The 20,313-nt window shown below is 66.5% G+C and carries 21 protein-coding genes and 1 riboswitch; of the genes, 13 read left to right on the top strand and 8 right to left on the bottom strand.

All coding sequences use genetic code 11. The features are described 5' to 3' along the window. Nucleotides 1-9: 9 nt before the first annotated feature. Nucleotides 10-1,407: a septation protein SepH gene (gene sepH / locus BKA23_RS08855; RefSeq protein WP_170226431.1), complete on the bottom strand. Its 1,398-nt coding sequence runs from the start codon at nucleotides 1,405-1,407 to the stop codon at nucleotides 10-12. Nucleotides 1,408-1,525: 118 nt separating this feature from the next. Between sepH and BKA23_RS08850 the strand changes: the two genes are divergently transcribed. From BKA23_RS08850 to BKA23_RS08825, 6 genes are all read left to right on the top strand, one after another. Beyond that, the gene (locus BKA23_RS08850) at nucleotides 1,526-2,764 is read left to right on the top strand and encodes a ferrochelatase (protein WP_145227363.1); all 1,239 of its coding nucleotides are present in this window, start codon (nucleotides 1,526-1,528) and stop codon (nucleotides 2,762-2,764) included. 6 nt (nucleotides 2,765-2,770) lie between these two features. Then, a complete protein-coding gene (locus BKA23_RS08845; protein WP_145227361.1) occupies nucleotides 2,771-3,604 on the top strand; it encodes an inositol monophosphatase family protein in 834 nt (277 codons plus the stop codon). 189 nt (nucleotides 3,605-3,793) lie between these two features. Further along, nucleotides 3,794-4,093: a DUF4193 domain-containing protein gene (locus BKA23_RS08840; protein ID WP_145227360.1), complete on the top strand. Its 300-nt coding sequence runs from the start codon at nucleotides 3,794-3,796 to the stop codon at nucleotides 4,091-4,093. A gap of 5 nt (nucleotides 4,094-4,098) precedes the next feature. Continuing rightward, nucleotides 4,099-4,548 carry a dUTP diphosphatase gene (gene dut, locus BKA23_RS08835; RefSeq protein WP_145227358.1) on the top strand — a complete coding sequence of 150 codons (450 nt, stop codon included), beginning with the start codon at nucleotides 4,099-4,101 and terminating at the stop codon, nucleotides 4,546-4,548. Between the two features lie 42 nt (nucleotides 4,549-4,590). After that, on the top strand, nucleotides 4,591-5,448 hold the full coding sequence (locus tag BKA23_RS08830; RefSeq protein ID WP_145227356.1) for a DUF3710 domain-containing protein: 858 nt from the start codon (nucleotides 4,591-4,593) through the stop codon (nucleotides 5,446-5,448). After that, nucleotides 5,448-5,822 (top strand): OB-fold nucleic acid binding domain-containing protein, encoded by a 375-nt coding sequence (locus tag BKA23_RS08825; RefSeq protein ID WP_145227354.1) that lies wholly within the window; start codon nucleotides 5,448-5,450, stop codon nucleotides 5,820-5,822. Before BKA23_RS08830 ends, BKA23_RS08825 begins: the two co-directional genes overlap by 1 nt. Before the next feature lie 22 nt (nucleotides 5,823-5,844). Here the strand turns inward: BKA23_RS08825 and BKA23_RS08820 are convergent, their stop codons facing one another. Together BKA23_RS08820 and BKA23_RS08815 are read right to left on the bottom strand one after the other, a co-directional pair. Next, a complete protein-coding gene (locus BKA23_RS08820) occupies nucleotides 5,845-6,540 on the bottom strand; it encodes a potassium channel family protein (RefSeq protein WP_145227352.1) in 696 nt (231 codons plus the stop codon). Between the two features lie 51 nt (nucleotides 6,541-6,591). Further along, nucleotides 6,592-7,257, bottom strand: coding sequence for a potassium channel family protein (locus tag BKA23_RS08815; RefSeq protein WP_145227350.1), 666 nt, complete (start codon nucleotides 7,255-7,257; stop codon nucleotides 6,592-6,594). Nucleotides 7,258-7,320: 63 nt separating this feature from the next. On the opposite strand from BKA23_RS08815, the gene BKA23_RS08810 reads away from it, so the two are divergent. The 3 genes from BKA23_RS08810 to BKA23_RS08800 all read left to right on the top strand — a co-directional run bounded on the left by BKA23_RS08810 (nucleotide 7,321) and on the right by BKA23_RS08800 (nucleotide 11,503). Continuing rightward, nucleotides 7,321-9,324, top strand: a complete 2,004-nt coding sequence (locus tag BKA23_RS08810; RefSeq protein ID WP_246104532.1) for an APC family permease — start codon at nucleotides 7,321-7,323, stop codon at nucleotides 9,322-9,324. Between the two features lie 167 nt (nucleotides 9,325-9,491). After that, nucleotides 9,492-10,721 carry a class I SAM-dependent RNA methyltransferase gene (locus BKA23_RS08805; RefSeq protein WP_145227348.1) on the top strand — a complete coding sequence of 410 codons (1,230 nt, stop codon included), beginning with the start codon at nucleotides 9,492-9,494 and terminating at the stop codon, nucleotides 10,719-10,721. Between the two features lie 83 nt (nucleotides 10,722-10,804). Beyond that, nucleotides 10,805-11,503, top strand: coding sequence for a hypothetical protein (locus tag BKA23_RS08800; RefSeq protein WP_145227346.1), 699 nt, complete (start codon nucleotides 10,805-10,807; stop codon nucleotides 11,501-11,503). Between the two features lie 411 nt (nucleotides 11,504-11,914). Here BKA23_RS08800 and BKA23_RS08795 read toward each other — a convergent pair whose 3' ends face one another. Both BKA23_RS08795 and BKA23_RS08790 read right to left on the bottom strand, forming a co-directional pair. Further along, nucleotides 11,915-12,352, bottom strand: coding sequence for a PIN domain-containing protein (locus BKA23_RS08795; RefSeq protein WP_145227344.1), 438 nt, complete (start codon nucleotides 12,350-12,352; stop codon nucleotides 11,915-11,917). Further along, the gene (locus tag BKA23_RS08790) at nucleotides 12,349-12,555 is read right to left on the bottom strand and encodes a type II toxin-antitoxin system VapB family antitoxin (RefSeq protein WP_145227342.1); all 207 of its coding nucleotides are present in this window, start codon (nucleotides 12,553-12,555) and stop codon (nucleotides 12,349-12,351) included. The genes BKA23_RS08795 and BKA23_RS08790 overlap by 4 nt, the downstream gene beginning before the upstream one ends. Before the next feature lie 321 nt (nucleotides 12,556-12,876). On the opposite strand from BKA23_RS08790, the gene acnA reads away from it, so the two are divergent. The 4 genes from acnA (at nucleotide 12,877) to BKA23_RS18125 (ending at nucleotide 17,432) form a co-directional block, all read left to right on the top strand. Further along, complete coding sequence (gene acnA, locus BKA23_RS08785; RefSeq protein ID WP_145227340.1) at nucleotides 12,877-15,540, top strand: aconitate hydratase AcnA; 2,664 nt, start codon at nucleotides 12,877-12,879, stop codon at nucleotides 15,538-15,540. 175 nt (nucleotides 15,541-15,715) lie between these two features. Further along, complete coding sequence (locus tag BKA23_RS08780; protein WP_145227338.1) at nucleotides 15,716-16,117, top strand: GntR family transcriptional regulator; 402 nt, start codon at nucleotides 15,716-15,718, stop codon at nucleotides 16,115-16,117. After that, nucleotides 16,114-17,220, top strand: a complete 1,107-nt coding sequence (locus BKA23_RS08775; protein WP_170226430.1) for a DUF1648 domain-containing protein — start codon at nucleotides 16,114-16,116, stop codon at nucleotides 17,218-17,220. Before BKA23_RS08780 ends, BKA23_RS08775 begins: the two co-directional genes overlap by 4 nt. A 77-nt stretch (nucleotides 17,221-17,297) precedes the next feature. Next, nucleotides 17,298-17,432: a hypothetical protein gene (locus BKA23_RS18125; RefSeq protein ID WP_281287543.1), complete on the top strand. Its 135-nt coding sequence runs from the start codon at nucleotides 17,298-17,300 to the stop codon at nucleotides 17,430-17,432. Nucleotides 17,433-17,439: 7 nt separating this feature from the next. On the opposite strand, the gene BKA23_RS08770 is transcribed toward BKA23_RS18125, so the two are convergent. The 3 genes from BKA23_RS08770 to BKA23_RS08760 all read right to left on the bottom strand — a co-directional run bounded on the left by BKA23_RS08770 (nucleotide 17,440) and on the right by BKA23_RS08760 (nucleotide 20,200). Beyond that, nucleotides 17,440-18,138, bottom strand: coding sequence for an energy-coupling factor transporter transmembrane component T family protein (locus BKA23_RS08770; RefSeq protein WP_145227334.1), 699 nt, complete (start codon nucleotides 18,136-18,138; stop codon nucleotides 17,440-17,442). Further along, on the bottom strand, nucleotides 18,135-19,562 hold the full coding sequence (locus BKA23_RS08765) for an ABC transporter ATP-binding protein (protein WP_145227332.1): 1,428 nt from the start codon (nucleotides 19,560-19,562) through the stop codon (nucleotides 18,135-18,137). The genes BKA23_RS08770 and BKA23_RS08765 overlap by 4 nt, the downstream gene beginning before the upstream one ends. Next, the gene (locus BKA23_RS08760; RefSeq protein WP_145227330.1) at nucleotides 19,559-20,200 is read right to left on the bottom strand and encodes an ECF transporter S component; all 642 of its coding nucleotides are present in this window, start codon (nucleotides 20,198-20,200) and stop codon (nucleotides 19,559-19,561) included. The genes BKA23_RS08765 and BKA23_RS08760 overlap by 4 nt, the downstream gene beginning before the upstream one ends. Then, nucleotides 20,191-20,297, bottom strand: a riboswitch (TPP riboswitch). It overlaps the preceding gene by 10 nt. Nucleotides 20,298-20,313 lie beyond the last annotated feature (16 nt).

The raw sequence follows: 20,313 nt of genomic DNA, 5'->3' as shown, positions 1-20,313 counted from the left end.
CGGCGCGGCTCAGTCGTTGCCCGGACGCCGGCCGAACATGATGTCGTCCCAGCTGGGCACGGCAGGACGACCCTTGCGCGCTGCACTCGGACGCTCCGGCGGAACGACCGAGTCGTCGGGCGTGGCGGCCTCGGCTGCAGCAAGGGGTGTGACGCGCTCCTGCTGCTCAGCTGTCTCACGCGCATCATTCGCAGATGTCCGCTGGCCGGCTTGGGCGCCATCGGCGGTCTCATCGTCCGCCGCAACCTGCGCGACATCGACGGTCTCATCAGCGGCATCGTCCGCTGCAGTGGCAGGCTGCGAATCGAGGGGCGCACGTGTCGATTCGGAGTCGGTCAACTCGGCGTCGGCGAACATCGAGACGGTGCCGGTGACCGGGTCGTGGCCCAGATCTTCGACGGTCGGCCGCTGCTTGCGCGGGGCCGCGTCGCCGTCCGACGCCTCGGACCGTTTAGCGGTCGCGGGCGCCGGGGGGTCGATCTCGTCGGGACGCGGGTGCGATCCGAGCGGAGGTTCCACGCCGGTGGTGTCGACGTGCACGGCCGGCACTGCATCGGCCGGAAAGGTGGTGTCGGGCTTGGTTCGGCCGCGCTTGCGGCGGCCTTTGGACCGCTCCCGCATGGCCGAGACGAGATCCACCGGTGTCGCTCCCTTGTCCGCAGGCGTTGCCGGGGCAACCGCTGCGGGTATCGCGGTGGCCGACGCCGTGCCGCCGCGGACCCGGCGGACGCTGGTGCCGCCGCGACCGGCCAGACCACCTTCGGCCTCCACGTCATACACCGTGACATCGCGGCCGGAGGGAGCGGCACTCAGCGGTCCCGGCGTCTGCTCGTCCTCACCGAGCCACCGAGCCTCGTCGTCCTGCGGCGCGAGCGTGCGGCTGGACACCTCGAAGCGCCAGTTCGCCTGTCGCAGCCGTCCGCCGGCGGGGAAGGCGCATTGCACCGTCCAGACACCGTCGTTGCCGCGCCACGAATCCCAGACGATCTCCTCGGCCGGCACACCGCGACCGTCGAGTCGCTGCTGCACCCGCCCGGCGAAGGTCGCGGGCTCGGCCTGTCGCGGCCCCGGGTGATAGATGGCGATGTTCCGCGCCAGTCCGGCGACATAGTCGCGCTCGGCCCGGATCGGAGGTTCGTATCGCCGGATCTTCTCCACGGTCCACCCGGAGCGCTCGGCGACCTCGTCCATTGTCAAGCCGGACCGCAGCAACGCCTGGATGTCGCGCGGCCGCATCTGCACGGCGTCCTCGTCGGAGGCCTCCGTGCTCGTTGTCGAAACCTGCCGGACGCGCACAGAACGTCGCAGTTCGTCGTCGATCGCGACCTGGAAGCGTTCGCCGTCGGCATCCGTGAGGACGACGTGTTCACCGTCCTCGTGAACGCCGACAAGTCGCAGATCCCGCATGCGTGTATCTCCCAGGTGAGTTCGTGGCATGGGCCGTCCACCACCATGCCACGACGGGGCGATCGGGCGTGGCAGGGCGCGCCGGATCGCCGGTGTCAGGCGTCGTAGTGTGTGCCGTATGACGTCGCCGATCGTTGAACCGCCGGATCCAACCGTTCCACCGGGCGACCAGCCGGCCGGTCACCTGGCGCCCGAGCCGCTCCTCGGCGACGCCTCGACGCAGGAATCCGCGGACCTCGAACCTGCACCGGAGACAGAAGCGACAGGCGTCGAGCCGTATGACGCAGTCCTGCTCATGTCGTTCGGTGGTCCCGAGTCGATGGACGAGGTGATGCCCTTCCTGCGACGGGTCACCGCCGGCCGCGGCGTGCCGGACGAGCGGCTGGAATCCGTCGCCGAGCACTACTACGCGCGTGGCGGCAGGAGCCCGATCAACGACCTCAACCGCGACCTGCAGAAGGCCCTGCACGACGAACTCCGACGCCGCGGCATCCCCGCGCCGGTGCTGTTCGGTAACCGCAACAGTGAGCCGTTCGCCACGGACGTGTTGCGCGATGCCCACGACGCCGGAGTCCGACGTGTGGTGGCAGTCACGACGAGTGCGTATTCGTCATACAGCTCGTGCCGTCAATACCGCGAGGACATCGCCGCGGCGATCGAGGCGCTGGCCGACGAAGGGCGTGTCATCGAGGTCGACAAGATCCGGCAGTACGCCACCCACCCCAGCTTCACCCGGGTCTACGCGCGACTGGTGACCGACGCGGTGCGGGCCTGCGGGCAGCCCGACGACGACCGGCTCCGCATCGTGTTCGTGACCCACTCGATCCCAGAGGCGATGGACGACACCTCCGGGCCGGGTGACGGCGAGGGCAATCTGTACGAGCACCAGCATGACGAGATCGCCCACGTGATCCTGGACGAGGCCGGCGTCACGCTGGATCGCAACCTCAGCGGCGCGCTGGTCTATTGCTCGCGATCCGGTTCGCCGCACACGCCCTGGCTCGAGCCCGACGTCAACGACCACTTACGAGAGCTCGCCCGCAAGGGCGTGACGGATGTCGTCGTCGCACCGATCGGTTTCATCTCCGACCACATGGAGGTCGTTCACGACCTCGACACCGAAGCAGCCGAGACCGCTGCCGAGCTCGGCCTGCGCATGACGCGCGTGCCGACATTGGGAGTCGATCCGGAGTTCGTCATGGGCCTGGTGGACCTGCTGGAGGAACGTGCTGCCGAGGCCCGTGGCGAGGCCGTGGACCCAGCTGCCTGGCCCGGGGCTGCGATGCCGTCGGTGTGCCGGGCCGGCTGCTGCCCCAATCTGCGGGTGGCCAAGCCCGCCGCGTGCGGAATGGACTGAGACGTGATGATCGACCAACCGCCGCTCGGGCCTGCCGACCTGTCCACCCTCGAGCGCATCGCCTGCGAGCTCGCGACGGAGGCCGGCCGGCTGATCGTGGAAGAACGGCCACGGCATGTCGATGTCGCAGCCACCAAGTCCACCGGCACAGATGTCGTCACGGTCATGGATCAGCGCAGCGAGGAGTTGCTGCGCACCCGGCTGGAGGAACTCCGTCCGCAGGACGGTCTGCTGGGCGAGGAGGGTGGGTCCAAAGAATCGTCGTCAGGCATCACGTGGGTGGTCGACCCGATCGACGGCACCGTCAACTACCTCTATGACATCCCCGCGTATGCCGTGTCGGTGGCCGCCTGCGTCGGTGATGTCTCGGTGGCAGGCGCGTGGCACACGGTTGCCGGTGCGGTCATCAACCCGGTCACCGGAGAACTGTTCCACGCACGACAGGGCGGCGGTGCCTTCCTGCGCCGCGGTGAGGAACTGACACTGCTGAACGTCAGCGGGCAGCGTGACCTGGCACTGTCCTTGCTGGGCACCGGGTTCGGGTATGCCGCGCAGAAGCGTCGCGAGCAGATCTCCGTCGTGGCGGCGATCATCGGCGAGGTGCGCGACATACGCCGGATCGGCAGTGCGGCGCTGGATCTGTGCTCGGTGGCTGCCGGCCGGCTCGACGTGTACTACGAGTCGGGCCTCAACGCGTGGGACCAGGCCGCCGGCCAGTTGATCGTCACCGAAGCCGGTGGGGTCGTACGCGGCCGGCACGGCGCGCCCGCGGGCAAGGAACTCGTGATCGCCGGGCCGGACCCGCTGGTCACCGATCTGGCCGCGCTGATCGACGCCTGACCTGCGCTTTCGCGGCGGTGGGGTGTCCGCGACCTGACCCGCTGTATTGACATCGCAGCGACATAGGGCACAATCCCGGTCCGACCGGGCACAAAATCGCCGGTCACGACGTTGATGCGCGCGAGAGCTTGAAGAGACGCGTCCGGGGCCACGTGGCAGGACGCCAGATGAAGACGGGAAACCTGAGCAATGGCAACGGATTACGACGCACCGCGCAAGACAGACGATGACATCGACAACGATTCCATCGAAGAACTGAAGGCCCGCCGCGTCGACAAGAACACCGCGAGTGTCGATGTCGACGAGACCGAGCAGGCCGAAGGCTTCGAACTCCCCGGCGCCGACCTCTCCGGTGAGGAGTTGTCGGTGCAGGTCATTCCGCGTCAGGCGGACGAGTTCACCTGCTCCAAGTGCTTCCTGGTGCACCACCGCAGCCAGTTGGCCAAGGAGGTCGCCGGACTTCCGGTCTGCAGCGAGTGCGCGGCCTGACCGACATGACGATGCGTGTGCAGGTGCGGCAACTCGATCCCGAGTTGCCGCTGCCGGCATACGCTCGCCCGGCGGATGCAGGTCTCGACCTGTATGCACGGACAACCGCGACGCTGCGGCCGGGGGAGCGGGGGCTGGTCGCAACGGGCATCGCGATCGCCCTGCCCGAGGGGTATGCCGCATTTGTGCATCCTCGCTCAGGTCTTGCGACCCGGCACGGTGTCACGACGCTCAACGGGCCGGGCACGGTCGATGCGGGATACCGCGGCGAGATCCTGGTGAACCTCATCAACCACGACCCGCAGCAGGCGTTCACGATCGAGCGCGGTGATCGCATCGCACAGCTTGTCGTCCAACGGGTCGAGACGATCGAGTGGGACCCGGTCGATTCGCTTCCGGACTCGGTCAGGGGCGAGACTGGCCATGGGGCCAGCGGCGGTTTCGCCGGCGCATAATTCACTGGTCACACATCACCGACACAAAGGGGCACGACTGCCGTGGCGATCTTCCGACGGAAGGCCAAGGACGACGCTGACGACTCCGCCGTCGTCTCCGACGCGACCGAACTGGACGAATCCGTCGAGGAGGAGACCGACGAGGTCGACGCCGACGCATCGCTGGACGAAGAATCCGACGACGGGGAGGCCGACGAAGCAGCTGAGGACGACGCGCCTGACCGGCTGCCGCGTCCGTTCGACCTTGACCGCACGGACGGCCCCTTCGACGAGTCTGAGGTCGACGACCTCGACAGCCGACTGGCATTCGGGTCGATCGCGATCATCCCCGAGGCGACCATGGAGTTGCGCCTCGACGTCGACGACTCGGGCACGGAGATCACCGGTATGACGGCGGTCCAAGGCGAATCCGCCTGCCAGCTGCAGGTTTTCGCGGCGCCCAAGACCAGCGGTATCTGGGACAGCATCCGTGACGAGATCGCCGACAATCTCATCGCCGGTGGCGGTACCGCCGAGGAGAAGATGGGTCCGCTCGGCATCGAGTTGCACGCCCGGATGCCGGCGAGGGGTGCCGACGGTCGCACGACATACTCCCCGGCTCGCTTCGTGGGCGTCGACGGGCCGCGCTGGTTCCTGCGCGCAGTGCTCTCGGGTCGTGCGGCTGTCGACGACGCCGCCGGCGAGCCGCTGATCGCCTTCATCCGTCGCAGCGTGGTGATCCGCGGCAGCCAGGCCCGCGCACCCCGCGAGCTGCTGCCGCTGAGGATCCCCGACGAGGTTGCCGCGCAGCAGCCTGAGGTGGACCCCAACGCCGCGCCCGACCACCTGCAGGACAAGTCGGACACCGCCGACGACTTCAAGCCGTTCGAGCGCGGACCGGAGATCACCGAGGTCCGCTGATGTCGCTGCGCACTCGCGTCGGGCAGGTGGCCGGGCGGCTCACCCGTTCGGAGACTGCTCTCGAGCAGGACGAGCTTGAGCAAGCCGCACGGCGTCACGGAGGTGTGCCGATCGGGCAGACCATCGACCGCAGTGTCACGTGCTGTGCCGGCACCGTGCGATGCGTCAGCCTGCGTCCTCGGTCCGGTGAGGTGCCTGCGCTGGTCGTCGATCTGGATGACGGCACGCGCACGATGAACCTGATCTGGCTGGGTCGACGCCGGATCGGCGGCATCGAGCCAGGTGTCTATCTGAAGGTGCGCGGACGCGTCACCTTTCGCAAGGGCGTCCCGACGATCTTCAATCCGGCATACGAGATCAAGCCCGGCCCCTGAGATCGGTACGGGCCGGTCGGCGTCAGTCGTTCGGCGCGTGCGTGCGGATCTGGTCCGCCGGCCGGCCGGTGAGCACGGCGCCCAGCGAGGCCTCGGCCTCGGGGGTCGCCAGCAGCAGCAATTCGTCCAGTGCCTCGATCGCGTCGTCGGGGCTGGGCGCGATCGGTTTCTCGTCGCGGATGATGCCGACCAGGACGCACTCAGGCGGAAGGCTCAACTGGCCCACTGCGCGGCCGACGTTGGGGCTGTCGTCGGGGACGGTGATCTCGACCATCGTGGCCTTGCCCTGTTGGAACTGGAACAGTCGCACCAGGTCACCGACGCTGACGGCCTCCTCGACCAGCGCCGTCATCAGCCGGGGCGTCGAGACGGCGACGTCGACGCCCCACGCCTCGTCGAACATCCACTCGTTCTTGGGGTTGTTGACCCGGGCGACGGTGCGGCCGATGCCGAACTCGGTCTTCGCGAGCAGGGACACGACCAGATTGACCTTGTCGTCGCCGGTCGCGCACACCACGACGTCGCAATTGGCCAGGTCGGCCTCGTGCAGGGTCGACGTTTCGCAGGCGTCGGCCAGCAGCCACGAGGCCTCGGGGACCGAACGAGAGCGGGACTCGTCGGCATCCTTGTCGATCATCAGGATCTGGTGACCGCCGAGGATGAGTTCGCGGGCGATCGAGCGGCCGACGCTTCCGGCACCGACGATGACAACGCGCATGGGTTCAGTCTCCTTGTCGTGCGGGATGGTGTCGTGGTGGGGGAGCGTCGCTCAGAGGTCGTGCGGGCGAGGCGACGTCAGCAGGGCCTCGACGGCGGTGAGTCGGTCGGTCCCGACCAGGAATTGCACCAAGTCACCTTCCTGAAAGACCGTGTCCACGGCCGGGAGCATGCCCTCGCCGAGCCGCGTCAGATAGCCGACACGAGCACCGGCAGCCTCCTCCATGCGTCGCAGGCTCGTGCCCACCCACGAGGAGTGCGGCGGGATCTCGGTCAACATGATCCGGCCGCTGGGATCGGTGTGTGTCGGTACGGCGCCCTGCGGCAGCAGTCGGCGCAACACCTGGTCGCTGGTCCAGCGAACGGTTGCGACGGTGGGGATCCCGAGCCGCTGATAGATCTCGGCCCGCCCGGGGTCGTAGATGCGGGCGACGACGTGTTCGACATCGAAGGTCTCCCGCGCTACGCGCGCAGCCAGGATGTTGGAATTGTCACCGCTGCTCACTGCAGCGAAGGCGTAGGTGTCGCGGATGCCGGCCTGGATCAACGTGTCCCGGTCGAAGCCCAGCCCGGTGACGCGACGACCTTCGAAGGACGGGCCTAACCGGCGGAAGGCCGCTTCGTCCTGGTCGATGACGGCCACCTCGTGGCCCTGCTGCTCCAGGCTCAGCGCGAGCGCGGATCCGACGCGCCCACAACCCATGATCACGAAGTACACCGGGCAGACGCTACCTGAGTGCACCATCCACGCAACCTGCGGTGACCCTTACACTTTCGCGTTGTGTCAGTGACAGGTCGGGCCGTCAAGCGCCTCGTGGTCGGGCGGGCGATGCGCAGCGACCGCCTCGGGGAGACGCTGCTGCCCAAGAAGCTGGCGCTGCCGATCTTCGCCAGTGACGCGCTGTCATCGGTCGCCTATGCCCCTGACGAGATATTCCTGACGCTGGGCACAGCGGGCGGCACCTTCGCCTTCACACACTCATGGATGATCACCGCCTGTGTCATCTTCGTGATGGCGGTCGTCGTCATGTCGTACCGGCAGAACGTCCACGCCTATCCCTCCGGCGGCGGTGACTACGAGGTCGCCACGACCAACCTCGGGCCGAAGGCCGGTCTCACCGTCGCGTCGGCGCTGTTGGTCGACTACACCCTGACCGTGGCGGTGTCGGTGTCGTCCGGCGTGCAGAACGCCGCATCCGCGATGCCCTTCCTGCATGGTCACGAAGCCCTGGTTGCGGTCTTGCTCGTCGTGGGCCTGACGGCGATGAACCTGCGCGGTGTGCGCGAGTCCGGGTCGTTCTTCGCCATACCTGTCTATCTGTTCATGCTCGGCATCTTCGCGCTGGCGATCGTCGGCGTCATCCGCAAACTGGCCGGCGACCTGCCGCTGGCGGAGAGCGCGAAATACACCCTCGCCCCGCAGCCGCACATGGACAGCCTGTCGCAGATCGCGGTGATGTTCCTGCTGCTGCGCGCGTTCTCCAGCGGATGTGCGGCCCTGACCGGTGTCGAGGCGATCTCGAACGGCGTGCCTGCGTTCAAGAAACCGAAGAGCAAGAACGCAGCCTCGACACTGCTGCTGATGGGCAGCATCTCGGTCGCGATGCTGGTGTCGATCATCACGCTGGCGAACTGGACCGGCGTGCACATCCAGGACCCGGAGCATCCGGGGAACCTGCTGCTGCACGGTGTGCCGGTCAAGGGGTACAACGAGGACACCGTCATCGGCCAGCTGTCACACGCGGTCTTCCATGGGTTCCCGCTCGGCATCCTGTTCGTGGCGATCGTCACCGGTGTGATCCTGGTGCTCGCCGCCAATACCGCATTCAACGGATTCCCGGTGCTCGCCTCGATCCTCGCCCGCGACGGATGGCTCCCGCGGCAGTTGCACACGCGCGGTGACCGGCTGGCGTACTCCAACGGCATCCTGATCCTTGCTGCCGTCGCGATCCTGCTCATCGTCGTGTATGACGCAGAGCCCACCCGGCTCATCCAGCTCTACATCGTTGGCGTCTTCGTGTCCTTCACCACCAGCCAGACCGGCATGATCCGGCACTGGAACCGGCTGCTGCGCGCCGAACAGAACCCCGCGGAGCGCAAACGGATGCGGCGCTCGCGGGTGATCAACGCGATCGGTGCGGTCATGGCCGGCATCGTGCTCGTGGTGGTGCTGCTGACCAAGTTCACCCACGGCGCCGGTTACGCCGTCGCGGCGATGGTCGTGCTCTTCTTCGTGATGGGGCAGATCCGGCGCCACTACACGCGGGTGCGTGAGGAGTTGGCGCTGGAGGACGACGGCGACGACCAGCTGCTGCCCTCGCGGGTGCATGCGGTGGTGCTGGTGTCGAAGCTGCACAAGCCGACGATGCGCGCGTTGGCGTATGCGCGCGCGACGCGTCCTTCGGTGCTCGAGGCCATCACGGTCGACGTCGATCCGGAGGAGACCGCGGCCCTGCAGGCGGACTGGGAGCGCCGCCAGATCCCGATCACGTTGAAGACGGTGGCATCTCCATACCGCGAAATCACCCGTCCGGTGGTGCAATACGTCAAGTCGGTGCGGCGCGACAGCCCCCGCGACGTGGTGATGATCTACATCCCCGAATACGTGGTCGGAAAGTGGTGGGAGCAGTTGTTGCACAACCAGTCGGCGCTGCGGCTCAAGTCTCGGTTGCTGTTCACGCCGGGGGTGCTCGTGGCGAGTGTGCCGTGGCAGTTGCGGTCGTCGCAGGGCCATGAGCTTCGGTATGACGCTCCCGCGGCCGGCTCAGTGCGGCGCGGCCAGTGAGCGGCGGGTCCCGGTCCGGCCGTGCCGGTGGTGCCGGGTCGGATCGTGGCCGCGGCGGGCGTAACGGTGGTGGCGGGCGCGGCGACAGCCGCCGGCGGGGAGCACCCGCCCGCAGCGGTCGCCCCGACCAGGTGCGTCCGAAAGCCCAAGCTGATCAAGGGCTTTCGATGGCAGGTCAAGAGCACGAGGTGCTCATCGGCGATGTCGCGCACGGCGGTCACTGCGTCGCTCGACTCGACGGTCGCGTCGTCTTCGTGCGCCACGCGCTGCCGGGGGAGCAGGTCCGGATCCGGATCACCGACGGCACGACGACCTCGAAGTTCCTGCGCGCGGATGCCGTGCAGATCGTGCAGGCGTCCCCGCAACGGCGGCCTGCCCCGTGCGCGTATGCCGGGCCCGGCGCCTGCGGCGGATGCGACTGGCAGCACGCGTCTGCGGCATACGGGCGCGAGCTGAAGACGATGGTGGTGCGTGAGCAGTTGCGATGGCTTGCCGGGCTCGAGTGGGCCGGGGAGGTCGAGGCCGTGCCGGGCGATGCGGACGGTCTGCGATGGCGCACGCGGGTCGAGTTCGCGACAGCCGCGGGCGGCCGGTTGGGGTTGCGCAAACATCGTTCGCACGATGTGGTGCCGGTCGAGGATTGCCTGATCGCGGTGCCGGAGGTGGCTGCATCGGGTGTGCTCTCGTCGGTGGTCGAGACCGGTGTGACCGGTCTCGACATCGCGGTGAGCTCTGACGGATCGGTGACTTCCGTCGACCTGCCACTGGTGGGTGATGTGCCGAATGTCGTTGAGACCGTGGTTGTTCCGCAGCTGGGTGAAGGTGACTTCGAAGTCTCGGCACGTGGCTTCTGGCAGGTGCACCCCGGCGCCGCGGGCACCTTCGTGTCTGAGGTGCTCGATGGTCTGCAGCCCGCGGCGGGCGATCGGGTGCTCGATCTCTACAGCGGTGTCGGGGTGTTCACGGCCTTCCTCGCGGAGGAGGTGGGAGACGACGGGCGCGTGCTCGGGCTCGAAGGCGACTCGCGTGCGGTGCGGGATGCGGCGCTGAACCTTGCGGAGGTCTCGCAGGCGGAGGTTCGTCGGGCGGACATCGGCCGGCGCGGATGGATCGACGTCGTGACGCAGAGGCTCGACCGCGTCGACCTCGTCGTGCTCGACCCGCCGCGGACCGGAGCCGGGCGCGCGGTGATCGAGGCGACCTTGCAGCTGCGGCCGAGGCGGGCGGCATACGTCGCGTGCGATCCGGCTGCCTTGGCACGTGATCTGTCGTATGCCGCGGAGCAGGGTTATCAGGTGCGCTCGTTGCGGGCGTTCGACGCCTTCCCGATGACGCATCACGTCGAATGCATCGCCATACTCGAGCCGTCGAATCAGGTTCTCGTAGCTGACGATTGACGATCCAGTCAGCGGTCGCGGTGAGTGACCCGGCCGGCGTTCGACGCGTGGTGGGTGTCATACCTCGCTGGAAGAATCTGGGCATGGAAGACACCAGGTTCACGACGGTTGCCGACGACTCTGAGCAGTTACTCAATGTCGTTGAGATCGACCACATCGATGATGTCGAGACGTTGCTGATGGCGCTGTTCGGCAGGCGGTTTGCTGTCATCGACCATTTGGCGGACAGCACAGCAGAGAGCGCATTCCTCGAGGTGTTCATCTACGCAAACGACGAGGCCGTCGGTTGCACTGTCGATTTCCCGCTGAGCGTGGTCCAACTGGTGCGCGAGTGTGCAGACATCGCCGACGATCTCGGGCCGTACGGCGACGATGTTCCGGCAACTGGAGATGTCGTGCGGATCGCTGATCTTGACGACAGCGCCCTGATCAGTGCGCTGCACGATGCGCTCGGGCGTGTACGGATCTATAACCTGCTGGAAGACGATGACGATGTCGTGGTCACCGAGCTGATCCAAGAGCCGGAGCATGTGCCGTATGACGTCCCGCGTGGCACCTGCCGATCCTGCGGATCTGGTGATGTGACCCATATTTTGGCCGGTATGCCTGTCTACCCGTGTCCTGTTGTCGACTATCCCGAGTGGGCTCATCACGTCGGGTGCAGCTACCCGGGCTACGTGCGCGAGTGCGAGTCGTGCGGTGAGCAGTGGAGCCTCAACGGTGACGACCAGCGCTTTGAACAGTTCCTCGCTGAGTTGCCTGCGGATACGGAAGGTCAATGAGAGTGCCGTCGGCGCCGCCGGTCTCGACTGGGACCGAGTGAGACTGCCGGAATCACCGTGTGTGAGTCGTTCCGTCAGCGGCAAGGAATTCACGAGCACCGCGCAGCCGAGTCGTGAGCACTGCCTGCGTCGCAGTGTTGTCCAGACGCACGTCGCGTGGGCGCCAGAGTTCTTGCTCCTGGAGCCGGGTAGGCAGCGCGGTCGGGTCCAATCCATCGCGCAAAGCGATGAGCTGTCCGAGTTCTGCCCGGGACAATGCGTCCGCGCCGCCCATGTGGTGAATGCCTCGTCGATCGCCACACGCCAGTTCCAGCGTCGTCGACAGTAGGAAGCCGGGCGTGCGTGATCAGCAGTGGGGCAGCGGAGGAAGACCGCTCTCGCCTTGCTCAATTCCAATTCGGGGCCGCGACGTCAGTCGACGGTTCCTCGTGGCACGATCCATTGCAGGGTGAGCTCAGGAGTGACGCTTTTGATGTGCTCGAAGTCCGCGTCGTAATGCACGACGACCACCTGGTCTGTCGGAGTCGAGTGATGGAGTGCCGTCGCAGCGATTTGGATGTCGCTGATGCCAGCGGAGCGTCCCTTCCCAGCGGCAAAGAGGTTGGCCTGGATCTGTAGCGCGAATGTCAGAACCTCGGGAGTCGGCGGCAGCACAACTTTGGCCAGCTGTTCCAGAGCAAGCAGTTGTGTGTGTTCGCGAGCAGACCGCGCCGAGTAGCCGGCCTCCAGCATCACTGGCAGGCAGGTCGAGATGACTCCCTGATCCACGAGTTGGTCCCACGCGTGGCGGATGACGGGTTTGCCAAGGCGCTGTACGACGGAGTTGTCGACCAAGAAGCGGGTCGTCACCGGTGCGCTGCCCGCATCACGTCCGGGTCGGCCAGATCGTCAACCGCGCCCGAAGCGATGTAGTCGGCATACCGCCGCAGGTCGTCGCGACGGACCATTTCCTCCAATGCCGCCATGACGACGCCCTTCTTCGTTGAGATGCCCGACACTTCCTGGGCTCGACGGATGAGTTCGTCGTCGAGGTCGATCAATGTCTTCGTCATACGGACCTCCATATATAACGTTGCGCCATCGAGTATATATCTCATCTGCTTGAGTGCGGTTCTTTCGTCGGAGGCTCGAGCTCATCTCGGTTGAAGCCACTCTCGATCGCGCTCGACATGAGAAGCGCGTTGCTCGGTTGGCGGCCAGGTAGCGGCGATTGCTGACGCGGATCTGGGTCGCGATCGGTGGTGCGGTGGGAGGATCGACACGGGGCTGCGTGTCACGGTTTCGAGTTAGGTCTGCCTTTGCTGAAAGGCGCGCGGCCGGTGTGAGAACATTATCTTGACATCAAGATATATCGATCGGACAAAGGAGTCGTCGTGAGCAGCGACAGCTTTGGTGCGAAGGACACCCTGAAGGTCGGGGATCAGTCCTACGAGATCTACCGCCTCGACAAGGTCGAGGGCAGCAAGAATCTGCCGTTCAGTCTCAAGGTGCTGCTGGAGTGTCTCCTACGGACCGAGGACGGCGCGAACATCACCAAGGACCACATCAACGCTGTCGGTCAGTGGGACGAAAACGCCACGCCCGACACCGAGATCCAGTTCACGCCGGCCCGCGTGATCATGCAGGACTTCACCGGTGTGCCGTGCGTGGTCGACCTGGCCACCATGCGTGAGGCCGTTGTCGACCTGGGCGGCGATGCCACCAAGATCAACCCGCTTGCTCCCGCCGAGATGGTCATCGACCACTCCGTCATCATTGACGTCTTTGGTCGTCCCGACGCCTTCGAGAAGAACGTCGAGATCGAGTACGGCCGCAACAAGGAGCGCTACCAGTTCCTGCGCTGGGGCCAGACCGCCTTCGACGACTTCAAGGTCGTGCCGCCGGGCACCGGCATCGTGCACCAGGTCAACATCGAGCACCTCGCCCGCACCGTCATGGTGCGCGACGGTGTCGCCTACCCCGACTCCTGCGTCGGCACCGACAGCCACACGACGATGGTCAACGGCCTGGGCGTGCTGGGCTGGGGCGTCGGCGGCATCGAGGCGGAGGCCGCGATGCTGGGCCAGCCGGTCTCGATGCTGATCCCGCGCGTCGTCGGCTTCAAGCTGACCGGCGAAATCCCTTCTGGTGCAACGGCGACCGATGTCGTGCTGACCATCACCCAGATGCTGCGTGAGCACGGCGTGGTCGGCAAGTTCGTGGAGTTCTACGGCGAGGGCGTCGCCTCGGTGCCGCTGGCCAACCGCGCGACCATCGGCAACATGAGCCCGGAGTTCGGGTCCACCTGCGCGATCTTCCCGATCGACGATGTCACCCTGGACTACCTGCGTCTCACCGGCCGTCCCGACGAGCAGGTCACGCTCGTCGAGGCCTACGCCAAGGAGCAGGGCCTGTGGCACGACGCGAGCGTCGAGCCACGGTTCAGTGAGCGTCTCGAGCTCGACCTGTCGACAGTCGTACCCTCGATCGCCGGTCCGAAGCGTCCGCAGGACCGTATCGTGCTGGCCGACGCCAAGCAGCAGTTCTCCCTGGACATCAAGAACTACGGCGTGGAAGGCAACTTCCGCGAGGCCGAGGTCACCAGTGAGGACGGCAAGACCTACGGCCTGAAGGACGGCGCCGTGGTGATCGCCAGCATCACCAGCTGCACCAACACCTCCAACCCGTCGGTGATGATGGCGGCTGCACTGCTGGCCAAGAACGCCGTCGAGAAGGGCCTGACGGTCCCGCCGTGGGTCAAGACGTCGATGGCGCCTGGTTCGCAGGTTGTGACCGGTTACTACGACAACGCCGGCCTGTGGCCCTACCTGGAGAAGCTCGGCTTCTACCTCGTCGGCTACGGCTGCACCACGTGCATCGGCAACTCCGGCCCGCTCAACGAAGAGATCTCGGCGGCCGTCCAGAAGGACGATCTGACAGTGGTTTCGGTGCTATCGGGCAACCGCAACTTCGAAGGCCGCATCAACCCCGACGTCAAGATGAACTACCTGGCCTCGCCGCCGCTGGTCATCGCCTACGCGCTCGCCGGAACGATGAACTTCGACTTCGAGACCGACCCGCTGGGTCAGGACCAGGCCGGCAACGACGTCTTCCTCAAGGACATCTGGCCGGCGCCGACCGACGTCGAGCAGACGATCGCCGGTGCGATGGACCGCGAGCTGTTCGTCAAGGACTACGCCGACGTCTTCGCCGGTGACGAGCGCTGGCAGTCGCTGCCCACGCCGGAGGGCGACACCTTCGAGTGGGCCGAAGATTCGACATACGTGCGCAAGCCTCCGTACTTCGAGGGCATGGCGGCCAAGCCGTCGCCGGTCGAGGACATCAAGGGTGCGCGCGTGCTGGCCAAGCTGGGGGACTCGGTCACGACCGACCACATCAGCCCGGCCGGTTCGATCAAGGCAGACAGCCCGGCTGGCCGTTACCTGTCGGAGCACGGCGTCCAGCGCCGCGACTTCAACTCCTACGGTTCGCGGCGCGGCAACCACGAGGTCATGGTGCGTGGCACCTTCGCCAACATCCGGCTGCGCAACCAGTTGCTGGACGATGTCGAGGGCGGCTACACCCGCGACTTCACCAAGGACGGCGAGCAGGCAGCGATCTACGATGCCGCGCAGAACTACGCGGACGCCGGCATCCCGCTGGTGATCCTGGGTGGCAAGGAGTACGGCTCCGGGTCGTCGCGCGACTGGGCGGCCAAGGGCACTCGACTGCTGGGCGTCAAGGCGGTCATCACCGAGTCCTTCGAGCGGATCCACCGGTCCAATCTGATCGGCATGGGTGTGCTGCCGCTGCAGTTCCCACAGGGGCAGAACATCGAGTCCCTCGGCTTGGACGGCACGGAATCCTTTGACATCGAAGGCGTTTCGGCACTGAACGATGGAGGCATTCCCAAGACTGTCCACGTCACGGCGACCAAGACGGACGGCGCGAAGGTCGAGTTCGACGCCGACGTGCGCATCGACACTCCCGGCGAAGCGGAGTACTACCGCAACGACGGCATCCTGCAGTACGTCCTGCGGTCCTTGGTCTCCAACTGACCATGTCGGCCACCGGTTGACGGCACGTATGACGCAGCCCGCGTCCCCTCCGAGGGGACGCGGGCTGCGTCATACGTGGGCATGTATTGCAGCGGCGTACTTGCATCTGTATTGGCGATAGTCATACAGTTGACTGTGTTGATAGGTGCAATACAGATTGTGCGAAAGGGCCGCCGTGGAGATCGTTCTGGAACCGCAGTCGCGGACACCGATCTACCAGCAGTTGCGCGACCGCATCGTCGAGGCGATCGCAGGTGGCGGACTGCGCTACGGAGAGGCCCTGCAGTCGGTTCGCGGGTTGGCCGTGGCCTTCGGTATCAATCCGGCGACCGTCGTGAAGGCCTACGACAGTCTGCGTGAGGACGGCTTTCTGACGACGAATGCCAAGTCCGGATCGGTGGTTGCCTGCGACCCCGATCATCCGGTGCAGTCGTCGCCATCATTCGACTGGCACGACCGCGTGCGGATGCTCTTCGCCGAAGAGATCGCCAAGGGCGTGCCCCTGCAGTCGCTGTTGGACGAATGCGATGCAGTCGCAACGAGTTTCACGGGAGCAGACAGGGGATTGCAGGCATGATCTGGGTCAACATCGCAGTCGTCCTGCTGATCGCGGGATGTGTCTACCTGTCGCCGCAACTGTCCCGACCGACCGTGCCACTGGGCGTCAGCGTCCCGGCGCGGTATGCCGCAGACCCCGTTGTGGCCATCGCGATTCGCCGCTTCCACCGCATCACGGGCAGTGCAGGTGTGGTCCTTCTCGTCGCAGTCGTCGCCATCCCGAACCCCGCCGTGGGGCTTGCCGTCGGGACACTCGGCATGGTCGCGGCGGGTGCGCTCGCGCTCATCTGGTGTCGCCGGAGCATCATCATGACCAAGCGCGAAAGCCATTGGTATGACGATGTTTCCGTCGTGGCGTCTGCCTCGGTCTCACCGCAGGCACACGCGACGCCACGGCGAGTGTGGTGGTCGATCGGCGTCGCACTGCTGGTCCAGGCTGTCGCTGCCGCCGTGGGTGTCGCCCGTTGGAGTCAACTGCCGCAGCGGTTCCCGGTGCACTTCGGAATCAGCGGACGGGCCGATTCGTGGGCCGACAAGAGCGTCATGACGGTCTTTGGGCCGCTGCTCATAGGGCTCGTGGTGACGGTCGTGCTCGGAGTGCTGCTGGTGATTCTCGCGAAGTTGCCGCCCCGTCGTTACGCCGATGGTGACCAAGGGGGCGCGAAACAGCGCGCCGAGTCAACGCTGCGCGTCACGACGACAATCCTGAGCGGAGCTGTCGTGCTCGTAGCAACGATGTTCGCGGTGGTCGGCACAACGACATACCTGACGGTGCCGGACGAGCTCCGCGGAGTCGTGGTCATTGCGATGACGGTCGTGATGCTGGCATTTGCCGGCTTCGCTGTCGTGCGGGCGACCAGGCTGCGCGGAGAGCATCAAGTGGTTGTGACATCCGAATCTTCAACGAAATCGGGCACTTCGGCCGCCGATTCACCCGATGATGATCGGGTCTGGAAAGGTGGCTTGGTCTACTTCAACCGCGACGATCCTGCGGTCTTTGTGCCCAAGCGGGTCGGCGTCGGTTACACCGTCAACGTCGGAGCGCCGGCCGGTATGGCGCTGACCATTGCGTTGCTGGCTTTCGTCGTGCTGGGCGTCGTCCTGCCACTCGCGCTGCACTGACGGCACAACGCTGAAGCAAGCATGCGATGAACTTCCGGACGGAGACGCCGTCCGGTTTGTCAGAAGGGGAGTCTGTGATGTCAGAAAACAAGCCATGGTTCGGGCCCAAGCGGGTCGGCATCGGTGTGCGACCGCAGACCTGGCAGGGCTGGGCACTCGTCGCGATTCTTGTCGTGGTCGTCGTTGCTGTCGTGACGGCTCTGACTCGCTGACGTCGCGTCACCAGGCCGAGAGGACCACCGGCGCCACGATGGTGGCGACGATGCCGCCGAGGAGCAGGACGGTGTCGACGACGGACCACGCCGAGTCGTGTGCCGACGTTCGATCGTGGGCCAGCCGAAAGCCCCTGGAATCCATGGCGATCGACAGCTGAGTGGCTCCTCGCATCGCGGAGACCAACAGTGTGAAGCTCGTCGCGGTCGTCGCACGGACTTGTGCGAACGGGTTGCGGCCGGCGCCCATCCCGCGCATGCGACGAAGCCGGCGCACCTGCTCCCAGACCTGCCCCAGCGTCTCGAATCTGGTGAGTGCGGCGGTGAGAGCCGCCACCGGCCGCGCCGGCAGGCGCAACTGTTGGCGCAGTGCGTCCCCGAGTCGGCTCGGATCGACGAACGCCATCAGGACCGCGCCGGGCAGGGCCAGCACCAGGACGCGCGTCGCGGCCTCTGTGGCCAGGTCCGGGTGGTGGCCCCCGAGCAGCCACGTCGACCACCACAGCGACACCGCGGCTATTCCGACCGCCACCAATCGCCAGCGCACCGGTTGCCACTGCGGGACCAAACATCCGGCGATTGCGGCATACAGAAGGACGGTGAGACCGCCGGCCGTGGCGGATCCGACAAAGAAGGATCCCACCACTGCACTGAGTCCGACTGCCAACAGTGCGAGCGGATTGGCCTGTGGCAGAACATGTTTCACGACGCCGACCGCCCGTCGTCCAGATGTATGACGGAGTCCGCGAGCGCGATCAGGCTCGCATCGTGCGTGGCGACACCCACGGTGGCGGCCGACGCGCGAGCGCTGGTGACCCACCCCGTGACAGCAGCCCAGGTGTGGCGGTCCTGACCGACGGTCGGCTCATCGAGCAGGACGAGTTCCGGCCGATGCGCGAGCCCGGCCAGCACCGCGAGCCGCCGCTGTTCGCCGCCGGAGAGCTGAAACGGATTTGCATCGGCCAGGTGACTCAGCCGCATCAGATCCAGCAACCCCTCGGTCTCCACCGAACGGCCGACCAGCCGCGCGGTGAGCTCGATCTCGTCGCGCACCCGGTGGGTGAGGAAGCCATGCTCGGGGTTCTGCGGCACGAAGCCGGCGATCTGCGCCAGGGACCTGGATGCGCGACGGTCGAGCGGCGGTGTCGCGCCGCTGACAGAGCCGCCACTGGGTCGCAGCAGACCGGCGAGAGCAGCGAGCAGGGTTGACTTGCCCGCCCCTGACGGACCGGTAAGGGCGGTGAGCGCACCTGATTCGAGGATTGCCGACGTATCGCGCAGAGCGCGGTGGCGGATGCTTCCGCGCAGTGTGCGCATCACGAGCTCCACCGACAACGAATCCGCGGTCAGCGTCGGTCCGCGACGAACAGGTCGCACCCAGTCCTCGGGAACGTCGACGGGCGCCGGGTCCGGCGCGCCGGGCATCCACACACCCGCGGACATCATCGCGTCGTGCTGGTCGGCGATGAACGAGTGCGGGTCGGTGTCCGCGATCAGCTGCCCGCGGTCGAGCACCACGACCCGGTCGCAGTGCGGCAGCCACGGCCCGATCCGGTGTTCGACCACGACGGTGGTGGCACCGGTCTCACGCGCGACCCGCACGATGTATTTGCGCACGTGCGCCGCGGTCGCGTCATCCAGCATCGAGGTGGGTTCATCCAGCAGCAGCAGCCCGGGTGTTATCGCGAGCACGCCCGCCAGAGCAAGGCGTTGCAACTCACCTCCGGACAGCGCGTTGGTCGGCCGCTCGACGTCATACTGCAGGCCGACCCGCTCCAACGACTCGTGCACCCGGCGCCAGATCTGGTCTCGCGGCAGCCCGAGATTCTCCGGGCCGAAGGCGACCTCACGCCCGAGGGTGGTGGCCACCAGGCTGTCGGCGGGATTCTGCAGCAGCAAGCCGATGTGCGCATCGTCGATCGTGATGCGGCCGCTCGCTTCGCCTGGCACCGAAGAGCCGAGAACGCCTGCAAATGCTCGTAATACAGTCGACTTGCCGGCCCCGCTGCCACCTGCGAGCAATGTGATCTGACCGGGTGCGAGGGTCAGGTCAAGGCCGCTGACGACCTCGGCACGACGACCGAGCGGTCGCCAGCCGAAGCCCGCCAGCGCAGCAGAGACGCCCGTCACACCGCGGTGCGGTCGTGGTGCTCACGTCCGGGGCCGAAGGCGTCGAGCACCCCGGTCGCAGCCATGGCTCGCACGATCAGCCAGCCGCCGATCCCTGCGATGACCAGTCCCGACAGCATCGTGCAGCCCAGGTAGGCCAGCTTGTAGTTCCACGTCCAGTAGCCGTAGTACGCGTGCCACTCGTAGAAGATCTCCAGCGCTGCGGCCAGTGCTCCCGAGAGGCCGGCCGCGACCGGGCCGAAACGCCGATACAGCAGTATGGCGAGGACGATCTCGGCGCCGAGGCCCTGCAGCAGGCCGGAGACCATCGTGCTCGCGCCCCACTGGTTGCCGATCAGCATCTCGACGAAGGCAGCGATGAATTCGGTGGCGAGTGCGGCTCCCGGCCGTCGCACGATCAGCCCGCCCAGGATCCCGCCGACGAGCCAGGGGCCGGCCAGCAATCCGAGCAGGGGAGGAGCAGCGAACAGAGCCAGTGTGCTGATGCCGTTCCAGGCCTGGGACCAGCCCCAGAAGACCACACCGCACGCGACGCCCAGGGTTGCGATCGTGACCAGGTCGATCGTTCGGTATGCCGTGAGTCGGGGCCGCTTGTCCGATGACGGCGGTGTGGTCTGGGGTGCGCTGACAGTAGCCATGAATGACTCCCTTCGCCGGTGCTAGCCGGAGCAGGTTCTTAGGGTCTGCGGTCGATCCGCACTCTCAGCGCCACCAGGCGCTCCCCTGTCGGTTGATGTGTTGTCCACCGTAG

It is taken from the genome of Rudaeicoccus suwonensis (genome assembly GCF_007829035.1).
Taxonomy (GTDB): domain Bacteria; phylum Actinomycetota; class Actinomycetes; order Actinomycetales; family Dermatophilaceae; genus Rudaeicoccus; species Rudaeicoccus suwonensis.
Note: the sequence above shows the minus strand (reverse complement) of the source record. Positions and strands in the feature narration are given on the sequence as shown.